General features: G+C 46.3%; 12 protein-coding genes and 2 tRNA genes. All 14 read left to right on the forward strand.

The features are described 5' to 3' along the window. The first annotated feature begins 32 nt into the window (after window positions 1–32). Window positions 33–581, forward strand: a complete 549-nt coding sequence (locus JZM60_RS11835) for a 2-oxoacid:acceptor oxidoreductase family protein (protein WP_207162659.1) — start codon at window positions 33–35, stop codon at window positions 579–581. Between the two features lie 64 nt (window positions 582–645). Then, window positions 646–720, forward strand: a tRNA-Gln gene (locus JZM60_RS11840). 60 nt (window positions 721–780) lie between these two features. After that, a tRNA-Glu gene (locus JZM60_RS11845) sits at window positions 781–855 on the forward strand. A gap of 224 nt (window positions 856–1,079) precedes the next feature. Continuing rightward, window positions 1,080–1,412 carry a hypothetical protein gene (locus tag JZM60_RS11850; RefSeq protein WP_241426244.1) on the forward strand — a complete coding sequence of 111 codons (333 nt, stop codon included), beginning with the start codon at window positions 1,080–1,082 and terminating at the stop codon, window positions 1,410–1,412. A 262-nt stretch (window positions 1,413–1,674) separates the two neighbouring features. Continuing rightward, window positions 1,675–2,370 (forward strand): HI0074 family nucleotidyltransferase substrate-binding subunit, encoded by a 696-nt coding sequence (locus JZM60_RS11855; protein ID WP_207162661.1) that lies wholly within the window; start codon window positions 1,675–1,677, stop codon window positions 2,368–2,370. A gap of 202 nt (window positions 2,371–2,572) precedes the next feature. Continuing rightward, entirely contained in the window at window positions 2,573–2,827 is a 255-nt protein-coding gene (locus tag JZM60_RS11860; RefSeq protein ID WP_207162662.1) for a hypothetical protein, read from the forward strand. Window positions 2,828–2,997: 170 nt separating this feature from the next. Continuing rightward, window positions 2,998–3,378, forward strand: a complete 381-nt coding sequence (locus tag JZM60_RS16790) for a hypothetical protein (protein ID WP_241426245.1) — start codon at window positions 2,998–3,000, stop codon at window positions 3,376–3,378. 118 nt (window positions 3,379–3,496) lie between these two features. Beyond that, window positions 3,497–3,790 carry a hypothetical protein gene (locus tag JZM60_RS11870; RefSeq protein ID WP_207162663.1) on the forward strand — a complete coding sequence of 98 codons (294 nt, stop codon included), beginning with the start codon at window positions 3,497–3,499 and terminating at the stop codon, window positions 3,788–3,790. Window positions 3,791–4,131: 341 nt separating this feature from the next. Next, window positions 4,132–7,365, forward strand: a complete 3,234-nt coding sequence (locus JZM60_RS11875) for a carboxypeptidase-like regulatory domain-containing protein (RefSeq protein ID WP_241426246.1) — start codon at window positions 4,132–4,134, stop codon at window positions 7,363–7,365. Window positions 7,366–7,551: 186 nt separating this feature from the next. Further along, window positions 7,552–8,568 carry a hypothetical protein gene (locus tag JZM60_RS11880; RefSeq protein WP_241426247.1) on the forward strand — a complete coding sequence of 339 codons (1,017 nt, stop codon included), beginning with the start codon at window positions 7,552–7,554 and terminating at the stop codon, window positions 8,566–8,568. Window positions 8,569–8,617: 49 nt separating this feature from the next. Then, window positions 8,618–9,349 carry a hypothetical protein gene (locus tag JZM60_RS11885; RefSeq protein WP_207162665.1) on the forward strand — a complete coding sequence of 244 codons (732 nt, stop codon included), beginning with the start codon at window positions 8,618–8,620 and terminating at the stop codon, window positions 9,347–9,349. A 103-nt stretch (window positions 9,350–9,452) separates the two neighbouring features. Further along, window positions 9,453–10,679 (forward strand): GumC family protein, encoded by a 1,227-nt coding sequence (locus tag JZM60_RS11890; protein WP_207162666.1) that lies wholly within the window; start codon window positions 9,453–9,455, stop codon window positions 10,677–10,679. Between the two features lie 211 nt (window positions 10,680–10,890). Next, on the forward strand, window positions 10,891–12,111 hold the full coding sequence (locus JZM60_RS11895; protein WP_207162667.1) for an MATE family efflux transporter: 1,221 nt from the start codon (window positions 10,891–10,893) through the stop codon (window positions 12,109–12,111). 15 nt (window positions 12,112–12,126) lie between these two features. Beyond that, a complete protein-coding gene (locus JZM60_RS11900; protein WP_207162668.1) occupies window positions 12,127–14,418 on the forward strand; it encodes a polysaccharide pyruvyl transferase family protein in 2,292 nt (763 codons plus the stop codon). Window positions 14,419–14,428 lie beyond the last annotated feature (10 nt).

Here is a 14,428-nt window from a genome sequence, read left to right on the forward strand (position 1 = left end):
AAGTCCATCGCATTGTAAGGAGTTGAATCTCTATGCGTCACGATGTCTTTATTTCCGGTTTTGGCGGCCAGGGAGTTCTGCTGGCCGGAAACCTTCTCGGCTATGCGGCAATACACGAAGGGAAAAACGTATCCTTTTTTCCTTCCTACGGGGTTGAAAAACGGGGTGGTGCGGCAATGTGCACCGTCGTCGTTGCCGATGGCGAAGTGGGCTCGCCGGTAGTCGGCAGCCCGTCGGTCTCCGTCATCCTCAATCAGGCGTCCTTCGATAAATATGCCTCGCGGGTAAAGCCCGGCGGCATCTGCATCGTCAATACCTCCCTTGTGGACACCGGAGATTTCGACCGCGGCGACATCGAACTCATTCCCATCCCCATGAATGATATAGCCGTGCAGCTTGGCGATGCCCGGATGGTCAACATGGTTGCCGTGGGGGCCTATGCCGCAAAGACCGGTGTGGTCTCCCTGCAATCCCTCGAAGAAGCTTTGCGGGAGACCCTTCCCGAGCGCAACCACAAGTATATTCCGGCCAATATAAACGCCATCGAAGCGGGGGCGCAGGAGTGCAAAAAATATTCTTGAAACTATTGTAAAAAACCCCTTGACAGGATTTCCATCCTTTTGCTATAAATAGGGTCCTTGTTCTTGGGGTGTAGCCAAGCGGTAAGGCACCGGATTTTGATTCCGGCATTCCAAGGTTCGAATCCTTGCACCCCAGCCATAAACAGCAGATGCAAGCGAGGGTGGAAGATAAACCGGCGCTGCAAAAAAATATAGTTTTGGTCCCATCGTCTAGCGGTTAGGACACCGGCCTTTCACGTCGGTAACAGGGGTTCAAGTCCCCTTGGGATCACCATACAAAGCGGCAATCTTTCGGAAGAAGGATTGCCGCTTTTTTTGTTATGCACCCAAGGTGTATTGAACTTTGAATTCAAACCGATATTTGTTATTCTCGTATACCTGCCTGAGCCATTCTGCCAAGTACCTCGCGACGGTTGACGGAAGTTTCAACAGGCTGGTAAGGCCGCATAGTCAAGAGCATTCCTGTAAACTTGGCTGATCTCCCCAGGAGAATTGCATATGGACGATGTTTCGATCAAGAAGATCGAGGAGCTTTTCACGCATCATATAGGCGTCATGTCCGAAGATTTCCAGCATAAGCTCGATCTGGTGATTGAAGGACAGCAGATGATCGGTGAAAAGGTCGACCGTTTGGAAATCAGGATGGATCGACTGGAAACCAAGGTGGACCGCCTGGAGGTCAAGGTGGACGCCTTGGAGGTCAAGGTCGATGCTCTTGACGTCAAGGTGGACGCTCTTAATGTCAAGGTGGACGCCGTTGCCGCCGATCTTTCCGCACACCGGGCCGACACCGAGGCGCACCACGGAGTTTACCGGGTTAAGGAAGGGTAGGGCGTTGAGTTGCACCGTGGATAGTCGCATCGTCAACAGCGCCCCGGAGAATCTGCTTGTCAGAGCGGTGTTGGCTCAACTCAAGAGCATTTGAGTGATTTCCGGAAATTCGGGAAGCTCGTTTTGAAGGCAGCGGCGGATAGTGGGGTGGAGTGATGCCCTTTACCCGGCGTACATTTCTGAAGGAGAAGGTGACCGCGAATGGCAATTAACTATTCTGCTCCCGAAATACTCCGCGGAGTCGTAATGATGAGGTTACTACATGTCAATTGAAGAAATCATTGCACAAGTGACTAAAATTATCTTGAAACACTCTAAACCTGAGCGGATTTGGCTATACGGCTCACGCGCATCAGGAGAGGCCAAAGAGTATAGTGACATTGACATCGCCTTTGATGATAAAGACTGTAAGGCAGATTGGCAGATTGAAGAAGAGATTGAAAAACTTCAGACCCTGATAAAAATAGATGTAAAAAATATCGCCCATACTGAGGAGAGGTTCCGGCAACGGGTACTCTCCACTGGTCGGGTTTTGTACAGCGCCAGCAAAAAGTTACGGTTTGAAGACGGTCTTTACAACTTTCAGCGGGCTCTTGAGCGTTTTAGCGAGGCAATCGCGCAACGCGAAGAACTGGAGCAACGGGGCTATGGTGATATTGTCCTTGACCTCTGTACCAAACGCTTTGAATTCACCTACGAGATGTCATGGAAGGCGATCAAGCGGGGGCTTGACTACATGGGGATAGAAGCGGCTTATCCCAGGATATGCTTTAAAGAGGCTTACGCAATAGGTTTGATAACAAATCAGGATGTTTGGATTGATATGATTGAACAGCGAAATCTGAGCAGCCATGTCTATAATCAGGATGAAGTCCGGGGTATCCTCGCAAAGCTCGAAACCTATCGAGATAATTTCGACGAACTATATCAGGCTCTCATGCAAAAACTGGAACATTAGGTCATGTAATAATGCCCAGGTCAGTTGCATGGAGACTGATAAAAGACTTCAGGAGTTTCATTCATCCCGACCATTCCGGAATCTATCCTGATATAGTTTGCATGTAATGCAGGGAATGGTTCTAATTCCCCGCAGTAGGATTGCTAATGGATGATGTTTCAATCAAGAAGATTGATGAGTTTTCAGGCATCATATCGGCGTCATGTCTGAAAATTTCCAGCATAAGCTCGATCTGGTGATTGAAGGACAGCAGATGATCGGTGAAAAGGTTGACCGTTTGGAAACCAGGATGGACCGGCTGGAAACCAAGGTGGACCGCCTGGAGGTCAAGGTGGACGCCTTGGAGGTCAAGGTCGATGCTCTTGATGTCAAGGTGGACGCCGTTGCCGCCGATCTTTCCGCACACCGGGCCGACACCGAGGCGCACCACGGAGTTTACCGGGTTAAGGAAGGGTAGATGCGTACAGGTGTGCCGTGTATAATTGGATAGTTACTACAAGTGCATTGACTATTCGACCCCCCTATAAAATAGGGGGGAAGCCGAAGGCAGGGGGGTAAGATGTGCTGTCGAGTAGTCAGGTTTCGTCTTAGTACCAACGTATTCGGATATACACAGGGGGGCGGCAGATGGATGAAGAAACGTTTGAACGGATAGAGGCGCTGTTCACCAAACTGTCTGACGATTTCAGTCGGAAACTGGATGCTCAGTCCGATGATTTCAGTCGGAAGCTGGATGCTCAGTCCGATGATTTCAGCGGGAAGCTGGATGCTCACTCCAGTGAGTTTCAGCGATTGATCGGAGTGCAGGGTGAAGACTTTCAGCACAAGCTCGATCTGGTTGTCGAGGGGCAGCAGATGCTGGGAGAACGGATGGATCGGATGGAGGCCGAACTCAAAGCAGAGATTCGCAAGGTCGATCAGCGGGTGACTGCCGTCGCCGCCGATCTCGCCGCCCACCGGGCCGACACCGAGGCGCATCATGGGGTGTATCGGGTGAAGGAAGGGTAGGGAGTGGGAGTTGATAAGATAGCAGCGGAAGGCTGGCTGAATTAGAAAAATAGATAAGTGCGTCCGTGGGGGGGCTGAGGGTGCCATGGCCCCATCTTCTGACTGAAAAGGAACTTTTATGGATAACGATTCGATTGAAAGGATTGAGGAGCTGTTCAAGCATCATATTGGGGTTCTTTCCGAAGACTTTCAGCACAAGCTCGATCTTGTGGTTGAAGGGCAACAGATGCTGGCAGAGAAGTTGGAGTTGACTGGGACTGAGCTGAAAGATGAAATCCGGAAGGTCGATCAGCGGCTGACCATGGTTGAGGCCCAACTTGAGCAAAAGATTGACGCCGTTGCCGCTGAACTCTCCGCCCACCGGGCCGACACCGAGGCGCACCACGGGATGTACCGGGTGAAGGAAGGGTAGGTCCGTTTAGATAGTCGCGTGGGCAACAGTGTCTCTGGGGATATTTTAGATTATGTAAAAACCGCAATCTTTTGGTGTAAATCTTGCTGTGGTTTGTTCGTTGATAATTAGTTGTTTTGCACGTTGAAAACTGTCGCGACTGGTTTTGTCTATCGTATGTTCCGGCAGAAAGAAGCGCCTTATCGCGGAATGGTGACATTGTTTTGATTTTTAACCGGCTGCATTGCCGGTTTCAGATTTACGGAATAATTCGCGGGCTTAACAGGCTTTTAAAGGGGTGCCGACCCTTCGGGGGTACGGAGATGGGGGGAGAAATGATCTTGGCGGGTCGGAATATTGGCATGATCAGGCTGATTTTGACGGCAATATTGACATTCCTGGTGACGTCGGGGGCATGGGCCGCCACTATCACCGGCAATATCCAGAACGGCAGCGGCAAGGCGGGCCGGGTGTATGTCCGGACCTCCAGCAACAATTACGGCACATCGTTCACTATGACCGCCGGCCAGACGTTGCCGTTCACCATCAGGGGTATCACCGATAACGGTCCGTATTCCGTCGAAGCGTTCATGGATGTTACTGAGGACGGGGTCAGGCAGGCCAACGAACCGGCAGTCGTCTCCGGTCAGGTTCAGATCTCAAACGGTACTGCTTCCGTCGGAACCATATCGCTGACTAACCCAAGCGTGTCATTCGATGAACTTAATGATCCTCTCAATCCTCAGGATGATTACTCTCCCCTGTCGGGAGCCCTGGCAGCGGACGGCGGCGTGTTCCTCATGCTGGATGGCGGTTTCTTGTATGATGATGCCGCCAATGAGGAGTTTGCGATTGCCGAGACGTTCAGCGTCGAGAGGGGAACCGCTGTCAGTGGTTCATGCTCCAGCCCTACGGGCGTAACCACCATAGCGACCGGCATCAAGAATCGCGACCAGGGTGCCTGGGTCGACAAGAACGGCCTCTCAACCAACTGCTATCGGGTCACTGCCCAGGCAACGGGACAAACTCCCGTAACCTCTTCTTGGAAGCCGGTGACTGCGCGGTTGGGGACTCGGACCGTGAGCGGGACCATGACCATTACAGGCGCGACTCCAACCGGCCCCCTTTACCTGGCGTTGGTGGATGAATCCGTAGAACCTCCAAAGATTGCGGCGGCAGGATATGCCTCTCCCTCGACGACCCAATCCTTCACCATCACGGGTGTGGCGGAAGGTACCTACAACCTCTTCGGCTTTGTTGACATGAACAATAACGGCTATGAGGATTTCGGCGACATAGCTGTCGGTGAACAAAATATTACCCGTGTCGTGGTGGAAGGCGCGAACGTGACCGGTGTCACGGCAACCATGGCCGCCGGCAATTCTTTGAACTCAGTAACAACAGGGCACTGGTTCGGCGAGACCCCGTATGGTTATTTCGACAATTACAGCCTCAATTTCACCGTTGACGGGATGTTAAAACGGCCCATTGCCGTGGTTGTCAACTCCGGGCCGGGATTGTCGTCCCCGGTTGATGTGGGGTGCGATGACTGGGGCTTCTCCACCTGGGTGTCACTTGGCTCAACTCGGCCGACTGTGGGTGGTGAATATAGCGTTTCAATTACTTATTCTGATACGTCAGTCGTAACAACAACTGTTACCGTCGATACGGTGCTCGACGCCTTTGCCGAAAACCTATCCCCCACCGGAAACGTTCTCCTGGATCAAAACCAGATCTTTTCATGGACGGCTCCTGCTTCCCCTCCGGATTACTATTCCTATGAAATGTCGATCATGGATGCCGTGAACTATGAAACTTTCTGGGGAATCGAGGACCTGCCCCCCGCAACCACGTCGGTCACTTATAATCAGAATGATGAGGCTAATTATCCCCTCGAGAGCGGGATAACCTACCAGTGGTTTATTAGTGTGGAGGATGCCAATGGTAACGGGGCTTATCGCCAGGTTATCTTTACGCCATCAAGCGGCCCGGCCATTGACGGTTTCTCTCCCGCCGGTGGCTTTGCCGGCAATACGGTATATATCGACGGTATCAATTTCAGTCCTACCGCCGGCAACAACGTGGTCAGTTTTAGTGACGGCTTCTCCGGCTGGATACAGGCAACCGTCACCGCCGCCACCACAGAAAGGCTTACCGTAACGGTCCCCAACGGCGTGGGCAAAGGCAAGATTAAGGTAATCACCAACGGAGTCGGTCCTGCGGAGAGTGCAAGCGATTTTACGGTCGGAACCACCGGTTCATTCTCGGGGTCGGTTGTGAACTCTGCGGGCACCGCACAGGCCGGGGCCACCGTCAGCTTGAGTGACAACCCCTCGGTATTGGCCACTAGCGCTGCTGTAACAGGTGCCTTCAGTCTTAGCGGGCTTCCCTCTGCTGATAATTATGCACTGTTGGTACAAAAGACCGGCTACCTCCCCGTCGTGTCGCCTTACATTCCCGGCGGCGTGACCATTCCGGCAGACAACACGCTCCCGTTCCGCCTCTTCACCCAGACCGAGGTCAGAAACCTGGGAGTCTACGACGGTAAAGGCGTGGTCGTGGCCCGGGTCGTGGATGGCAGCGGAAATCCCGTGGGCGGCGCAGTGGCTTCGATCACGAGCTATTGGGGCAAGACCTATACGGCATCATATACCTCAGACGGCGTAACCATCGGCGGCACATCCACCTCCGCCAATAACGGCATTATCATCGTCCCCAATATTGAGCCGGGTGACACAATAATGCTCGACGCAACCAAGACCGGCTGGTCGTTCACCGATTCCACCTTTTACGTCAAGCCGTTCGCCGTCAGCGAAGGTTCGCTCAGGGGGCTCCCTGATCCTCCGGCTATCTCCTCCATTTCTCCCATATTGGGCAAGCCCGGCAGCAGCGTCATTATTACGGGCACGAATCTGGATACTACCCAGTCGGTCACCCTTGCCGGGCAGAGCGCTGCTTTTACCATCAACACGGCAACCCAGCTGACGGTCACCGTACCCACCAATGCTTCTTCAGGAGTGTTCGCGGTTACGACCCTTGGCGGCGAGGCCACATCAGCGGCATTCACTGTCCAGCAGACCCTTTCCGTTACAACTGCGGGGGCCGGCACCGGTACAGTGACCAGCAGTCCCTCCGGCATCTCCTGCCAGAGCGGCTCATCCACCGGCTGCAGCGATGATTTTGACAAGTCAACTTCGGTTACCCTTGTGGCCACTCCCAGTAGCTCAACCTCCGTCTTTAGCGGCTGGACTGGCGCCTGCACGGCGAGTTCCGGCGACTGCGTAGTGACGATGGATGCCGACAAATCCGCAACGGCAACATTTGCCGCAGCGTCCTACCTGAAGCTCATCAACGGCGCTACTGAAACAGGTTACGCATTGCTGTCCGATGCCTATGCGGCAGCGGCAACGGGTAACACAATCAAGGCCAAGGCCATGGATTTCACCGGTCCGTTCAACCTGAACCGCGCGATATCGGTAATTCTGAGTGGAGGATATGATTCCACCTTCCAGTCGGTAACCGGATACACCACGCTTCTGAACGGATTGACGATATCGCTTGGTTCCGTCACGGTGAGCGGCGTGACAATTGAGTAATCGGTAAATAGTCAGGCTGAAGAGCGCCTCGGAATGGGGCCTCTTCAGCACTGGCAGATTTTAGGCTGTTGGCATTTTTCTTGCCTCGAAATGAATGGGATGACAGCTTTGTACGCGGCTTCAATGCAAATTCATATTGATGGACTGTCAGTTGTCCCGCTCATACCACGAGCAAGGAGATAAAAAATGAAGAGACGGCTGCCCGGAAAATTAATTTCCCTTGGAATTGTCGTCGCTTCCTGCGGTCTTTTGGTCCTGGGTACATTGGCAAGAAATGCCGATGCCGCCCTTAACGACAAGGCGATTGTTACGGTCGGGATCACGCCGTCGCTATCTCCGCTGGGGTCAATTTTTATAGATCTATTGATCCCTGCAGGGACATCATTTGTCTCGGCGGCACCGATTAATGAGGCTGATTCGCCTAATTCATTTTATATTTCAGAAGCGATTTCAGCAGAGCCGATAAATCACGCTTATCTCCTGTGGATGAATGATTATGGTATTACGACCACAGCAAACCCTGTAGTTATGTTCGAATATGATATACCGGCGGGGCAGACTCCGTCATTTGACGTTTATCCTGGGCCGGATTCTGTCAGTCTTATGGATGTAAACGATATTGAAATTTCAGACCCGCTCAGCAGGATTGTCTTAACCACAACGTACCAGCATCCTGTCAACGTCACTGTAAAGGGAGTTGGGAGCGGAACCATAACCAGTACTTCGGGCACGCCGGCAACACCGGGCAATATTGCGTGTACGAGTGATACCTGCACTTCCTGGTTCGACCATGACGGTCAGGTAACGCTCATTCCGGTGCCGAGCATCGACTCGTATTTCAAGAGCTGGACCGGTGGCGGATGTTCCGGAAACGGTAATTGTGTCATTTCGTCGCTCTCCACCGCCACGGACATACAGGCAGAGTTTGCCAGGCTCCAGCCTGTCAGGATTGCCGGAACGTCGCCGGTTTATTACGACACGCTCCAGGGCGCGTATAATGCTGCCACAACCGGTGCCGTGATCCAAGCGCTTACCACCACTTCGACCCCCCTCGGCACCCTGACCATGAATGGGGGGAAGGCTGTAACTCTGAAGGGGGGGTATAATGGCGATTTCTCGTCGAACTCGGGGTATACGACATCAGTTGGGACGCTCACCGTTGTGAACGGTACTTTGATAGTGGAAAATGTCGTTGTAAATTGATAGGAATTTTGGTAACTTAACGGCGCCCTTTAGGGGAAAGGAGCAACAGATGAAACGGAAGATAATGTTGGCGGTTGCGGCTTCGGTGGTAGCGCTTTTGCCGGTTATGGCCCAGGCGGCGAATAAGTTGATTGTGAAGGGGACGGACGGGACTACGGATAAGATGGTGGTTACCGATAAGGGATATGTTGGAATAGGTAGTACAACCCCCGGAGTTGCACTTGATTTAGTGGCCCCCGTGGGACAGAGTAGAATTGTTATACAAACTGTAGGGACATCAACTATTGGAGGGGGAGGATTTATTGGCCTTCACAATAATGATTCATCTATAAATTCATCGTTGCCGAGAAAAGATGATAGAATAGGTTTCCATTTGTTCGGATCAAAAAATTTAACAGGTAGTATATTAACCTCTGCAGGATTTCAAGTTTACGCAGAAGATAATTGGAGTAGTGGATCGCTTCCTTCATACTTCACCTTTGAGACAGTAAAGGCAAATACAACAACAAAATATGAAAGATTTCGAATTAGCGGAAATGGTGATGTTGGAATTAACTCAAAAGCACCCACTCAAAGGTTAGAAGTTGGAGGTGGAATTCGTCTCAATCCTGCTGCCACTAAGGTTGATCCTAATCCTATAACAAAACCTGACTGCCTTGGGAACCCAACAGCAGTGCGTGGTACTTTATGGTTTACGCAAGGGGGGGCAGGGCAATCTGACTCTCTTGAGGTTTGTGCTAAAGATGCTGCTGGTAATTATGATTGGAGAAAATTATACTAGGAATATAATGCTAAGAATGAATGCAAATGTGGAGTTCCTCGTTTCTATGAGGAACTCTTTTTTTGATAAGAAAGTGGAGCCAGTTATTTTGAGGTAATTAATCGTGGCATATAATAATGTAAACAATTCAGAGACACTGCCTGGATGTGCTGATAACAAGAATCTAATAGAGAAAGATAATGATTACATCGATATTTCGGCCGGTTTAAATATTGTAGCTAAGAGTTGGCGCTTAATTCTATGTACTACTGTTTTATTGACAATTTTATCAATAATTGTAGTTTTTTTTGTATTGCCAGAAAAATATAGAAGTACTGCACGTATTTTGCCACCACAACAAGATATGGGTTTTATGGGTATGATGGGTGCGTTGTCTGGTGGATTAGCGGGTATTGCAGGAGACATACTCGGAAAAGGAACAACATCCGATCTTTACGCTGGTATTTTGAAGTGTGAGGCGATTAAGGACAGAATTATTGACCGGTTCAATTTGATTAGTGTTTACGAAGATAACTATCGCGTAGATACCTATAAGAAGCTTGATGACAATATTGACATTCAGACAGGGAAAAAGGACGGTATTGTTTCGATTACTGTTGAAGATGTTGATCCGAAACGTGCTGCCGCAATAGCAAATGCCTTTATTGAAGAGCTGGAAAAAATCACTATAAAAATGAATGTGCAAGGCGCATCAAAGAATAAAGAGTTTCTAGAACAACGACTTCTTAAAGCGAAAGTCGATCTTGATGCAGCGGAAGATGCCCTTAAGGTTTTTCAACGTCGAAACAAACTATTGGATGTTACAGAACAGACAAAGGCTAGTATTGAAGGGATAGCTCAGTTAAGAGCACAACTTGCTTCCCAGGAGGTCCAACTGGCAACTCTACGCCAATCCATGACAGATAATTCTCATGAGGTTATGTCGATTAAAAGTTCAATCGAAAATTTAAGGGTACAAGTAGCAAAAATGGAAGGATCTAGAGAAGGTGGAGCGTTACCCAATCTTGGTACTGTCCCTCAGCTTGGTCAGGAATATTTGCGCATAATGAGGCAATTTAAGATTCAAGAGGCAATTTTTGATGCTCTAACAAAGCAGTATGAAATGGCTAAATTTTCGGAATCTAAAGAAATTAGTTCAATACAAGTAATTCAATTTGCTACAGTGCCTGACAAACATAGTACGCCTAAAAGAGCATTTATTGTAATTGTCTCTACTATTTTAGCTTTTATAAGTGCCATAATTACAGCCTTTGTAATGAACCATTGGAGAGAAATGTCAGAAAATGATAGAGACAAATGGAAAAATTTATGCGCTTATTTCAAGAAATAGTGTTCACTAGTCCTTAAATATGTTATCGCGAATTAAATATGTGGGTAGGTTGCCACGAATATATAGAACAAATGTAACGGTATCCAGGCGGAAAATGCATGTTAAAAATCGAACAGTACATAATGTTGAGACATGATATGTGAAGATGAAGTGAACAGCTAAGTTGTTAATCCAACTAAATTTAACTTATTCAAAAATTAAAGGAACTTTCTTGAGAAACGGGATATGGGTAATACTTGATCAAGGACTTTTTTCTTTATCTAATTTTGTGATTAATATTATTCTTGCCAGATGGCTTTCTCTCCAACATTACGGATATTTTGCAATCTCTTTCTCTGTTTTTCTACTTATTGGAACAATACATACGGCAATGCTGACTGAACCGATGTTGGTCTACGGTTCTGGCCGTTATAAAGATGTTTATATAGAATACTTAAATAACTTACTGTTGGCACATAAGTATTTTTCTGTTGTGATAGGTTGTTTACTGCTGTTAATTTCTGGGGTTATGTGCCTTTGTGGACAAGTGGATTTAGCAATATCTATTGTGGGATTGGCTGTTGCTCAACCATTTATTCTTTTAACATGGCTATTGAGAAGGGCAAGTTACACGAGATTTATACCTAAAATAGCAGCTATTACTGGGGCGGGCTATTTAATCTTTATAGTTACAGGTAGTTATTTATTGTACTTTTTTTCTTGTTTATCGCCTTTTTCAGCTTTTATTCTTATGGGAATCTCAAGTCTCATGGCTTCTGTCGTAATGTTAGTTCGCATTGTAACTCCATCAGTTTTACAGTCTCCCAATACACTTAATAAAAATATGTTTAAATCACATATCGATTATTCACGTTGGTCTATTCCATCCAGTGTTCTGACTTGGATCCCTACAAATTTATTTTATGTCACATTACCTGTTGTTGGTAATTCAGAAATGGTTGCAGTTATGCGTGCGCAGACTAATGTTTTAATGCCAATGCTTCAATTTAACACAGCTATGGCAACGCATCTCATACCAACATTTGTATATGGCCGGGGTAAAACGACATATAATAGTTTATTTATATCTTACCTCATGTGTTTAACATTACTTGCGATGCTTTATTATGTAGGAATTTATTATTTAGGTGATAAGTTGCTTGTAATCTTATATGGCGCAAAATTTTTAGGTTATAGGTGTGTGCTACTCGTACTTGGATTGCTGCCGGTATTAACTAGTGTAATTGCTGTGCTTGGGGCACGTATTCGAGCAAATAATACTCCAAATCAAATATTTTGGGCATATCTTTGGGCAAGCATATTTACGGTTTCACTTGGAATGTTCTTGATGTTTTCAATGGGATTATACGGATCTGCGCTTTCAATTATTATTTCGTATGTTGTCGTAATTACGATAATGTCCTACTATCTGATGTTGGGAAAATTAAACTGAAAGAATTTACCAATTATGCTAAAGAAAATAAGCTTTATAAATAAGGTGTTTGGTTATGTTTGGGAATGGTTTGTTAACCCTGGAAGACTCAAACCATCAACATTTTATCCACGAGTATTAAATTTACTGGTTACAGAGCAATGTAATTGTCGTTGCTTAATGTGTAACATTTGGGAACGAGGTGATAAGAGGATACTGGCCATCAAAGAGTTGCATGATGTGTTGGCGGATGGTCTTTTTGCGAATATTCTTCACGTTGGAATATCTGGTGGAGAGCCAACTCTTAGAGGTGATTTACCTGAGCTAATAGACGTTATTACGGGTGTCTTGCCAAAATTAAAATCTATATCAATAACAACAAACGGAACGAACCCAGAATTTTTGGGAAAAGCGCTTCCAGATATCAAAAAAAACTGCCTTAATAACAATATTGATTTCACGTTGAATATTTCAATCGATGGCCTTGATGTCGTTCACGACAATATTAGACAAAGACCTGGAACTTTTAGACAAGTTATTTTGTTATTAAATCTAGCTAGACAATTAGACATTCAGGTTCAGATCCAATGCACTGTTTCAGAAAGGAATGTTTATTGTATTGAAGGTGTTCGTTATTTGGCTAAACAGTACGGCGTCGACCTTGTGTATAGGTTAGCTACGGATATACAAAGACTAAATAACCATGAAAAAATAAAGTCTATAGCTCTGAACCCAGACCAAAAATCTTTTTTTGCGGATTTTTTAACCTCACCTGCAACATTTATTCAAACTAAGCTTCCGTCTAGAAGGTTATTTTATTCTGATTTAGCTACAAGATTGCTTGACAGTAATAAACGCAGTGCCCCCTGTTACTTTAAAAATGAAGGTGTAATGCTTTCTGCTTCTGGAGAATTGTTTACTTGCTCAATCTGTTCAGTACCACTTGGCAACGTAATTGATAATAGCGCGAGTGATTTATATTTTTCAGCAAAAGCCACATCTATAAGAACTTTGCAATTAACTAGTGTTTGCCAATATTGCTGGCATGATCAGTCGGGAGCTTGGTCGCCTATCGAACTTTTTAAGGGTACTCTTTTTTGGTTTAGAGTTTATGGGTTAAGCAATAAAATAAGAACAGCCATTATGTTCTTTTCATACGGATATTACCTTTCGTTGAGAGCCTCTCAATTAACTAATCATTCATCTGCATTTTTACCCCCATTGAAATCAACTGACGAAAAACGCGCCCTTCTTGTTGGATGTTATGGGGGGGAACATGTAGGAGATGCTGCAATACTTGGTGGGGTATTGCAACGGTTATCAAGAGATTTCAATATATCTAAAGCAGTTGTTGCCAGCTCCCGTATTGATCGCACACGAAGATGGGTAAATTCATTGAGGAATACTATACCAGTGGAAGTGATTAACTATAAACACGATGTTGTAAATGCTGAAGTCTCAAAATGTGATTATCTTGTGTTTGCTGGGGGGCCTTTAATGGATCTCCCTGGATTACTAATAAAGCATCTGGAAGTTGCAATTTATGCTTATAATTTGTCAATACCAATTTTAATTGAAGGATGCGGCATAGGTCCTTTCAAGTTTACTTTGAGTCAACAACTGGTCAAGAGAATTTTGCGCATGGCGTCGCATATACGATTACGCACCCAGGCAAGTGTGGATATAGTGGCAGAACTATGTGGGTGCAAAGCACTTTTGGATAAAGATCCTGCCTATGATTATATAGATACACTAACTAAAGAAAACACCTTACGCGATTTTACACCAGAGTCTTTAGTACCGTTAGTTGATACGGAAAAAATTATAATTGGTATAAATTTGCGACCACTTTGGCAAAAATATGCCAAAGGGTTTGTTCCTATGAGTAAAATAACTAATATAGAAGAACGTTTTCTGCTCGAATTTGCGAATGCACTCCTTAAATATAAAGATAAAGTACGCTACATTTTTTTCCCAATGAATCCGGACCAGTATGGTTTTTCTGATTTATCTATTGCTTATCGTTTAAAAGAGATGCTTCCTGATGAGCTAGACTTTCATGTCTGGGAATATGAGCCAAATGTAGATGAAGTGTTAAGTCTGCTAAAAAAAGTATCAGGATGTATTACAATGAGATTTCATGCAAGTATATTCTCACTTTCTCATAACATAAAGACTATAGGCATTGATTACGGTATTGGTAAGAAGAGCAAAGTTTGGGATTTGTTTTCAGAAGCTAAATTAACTGATAACGTAATTAATGTAGAAGAGTTTACATGTGATTGGCTTGTGCAACAATTGCATACAACGATTAAAGTTCATTGCTAAATTAATTTAG

The organism is Geobacter benzoatilyticus (assembly GCF_017338855.1).
Classification (GTDB): domain Bacteria; phylum Desulfobacterota; class Desulfuromonadia; order Geobacterales; family Geobacteraceae; genus Geobacter; species Geobacter benzoatilyticus.

What these genes read in the sequence shown, in the direction of transcription:
- JZM60_RS11880 (WP_241426247.1), top strand. Translation starts at nt 7,552, where the DNA reads ATGAAGAGACGGCTGCCCGGAAAATTAATTTCCCTTGGAATTGTCGTC.
- JZM60_RS11855 (WP_207162661.1), top strand. Translation starts at nt 1,675, where the DNA reads ATGTCAATTGAAGAAATCATTGCACAAGTGACTAAAATTATCTTGAAA.
- JZM60_RS11835 (WP_207162659.1), top strand. Translation starts at nt 33, where the DNA reads ATGCGTCACGATGTCTTTATTTCCGGTTTTGGCGGCCAGGGAGTTCTG.
- JZM60_RS11875 (WP_241426246.1), top strand. Translation starts at nt 4,132, where the DNA reads ATGATCAGGCTGATTTTGACGGCAATATTGACATTCCTGGTGACGTCG.
- JZM60_RS16790 (WP_241426245.1), top strand. Translation starts at nt 2,998, where the DNA reads ATGGATGAAGAAACGTTTGAACGGATAGAGGCGCTGTTCACCAAACTG.
- JZM60_RS11860 (WP_207162662.1), top strand. Translation starts at nt 2,573, where the DNA reads ATGTCTGAAAATTTCCAGCATAAGCTCGATCTGGTGATTGAAGGACAG.
- JZM60_RS11900 (WP_207162668.1), top strand. Translation starts at nt 12,127, where the DNA reads ATGCTAAAGAAAATAAGCTTTATAAATAAGGTGTTTGGTTATGTTTGG.
- JZM60_RS11885 (WP_207162665.1), top strand. Translation starts at nt 8,618, where the DNA reads ATGAAACGGAAGATAATGTTGGCGGTTGCGGCTTCGGTGGTAGCGCTT.
- JZM60_RS11870 (WP_207162663.1), top strand. Translation starts at nt 3,497, where the DNA reads ATGGATAACGATTCGATTGAAAGGATTGAGGAGCTGTTCAAGCATCAT.
- JZM60_RS11850 (WP_241426244.1), top strand. Translation starts at nt 1,080, where the DNA reads ATGGACGATGTTTCGATCAAGAAGATCGAGGAGCTTTTCACGCATCAT.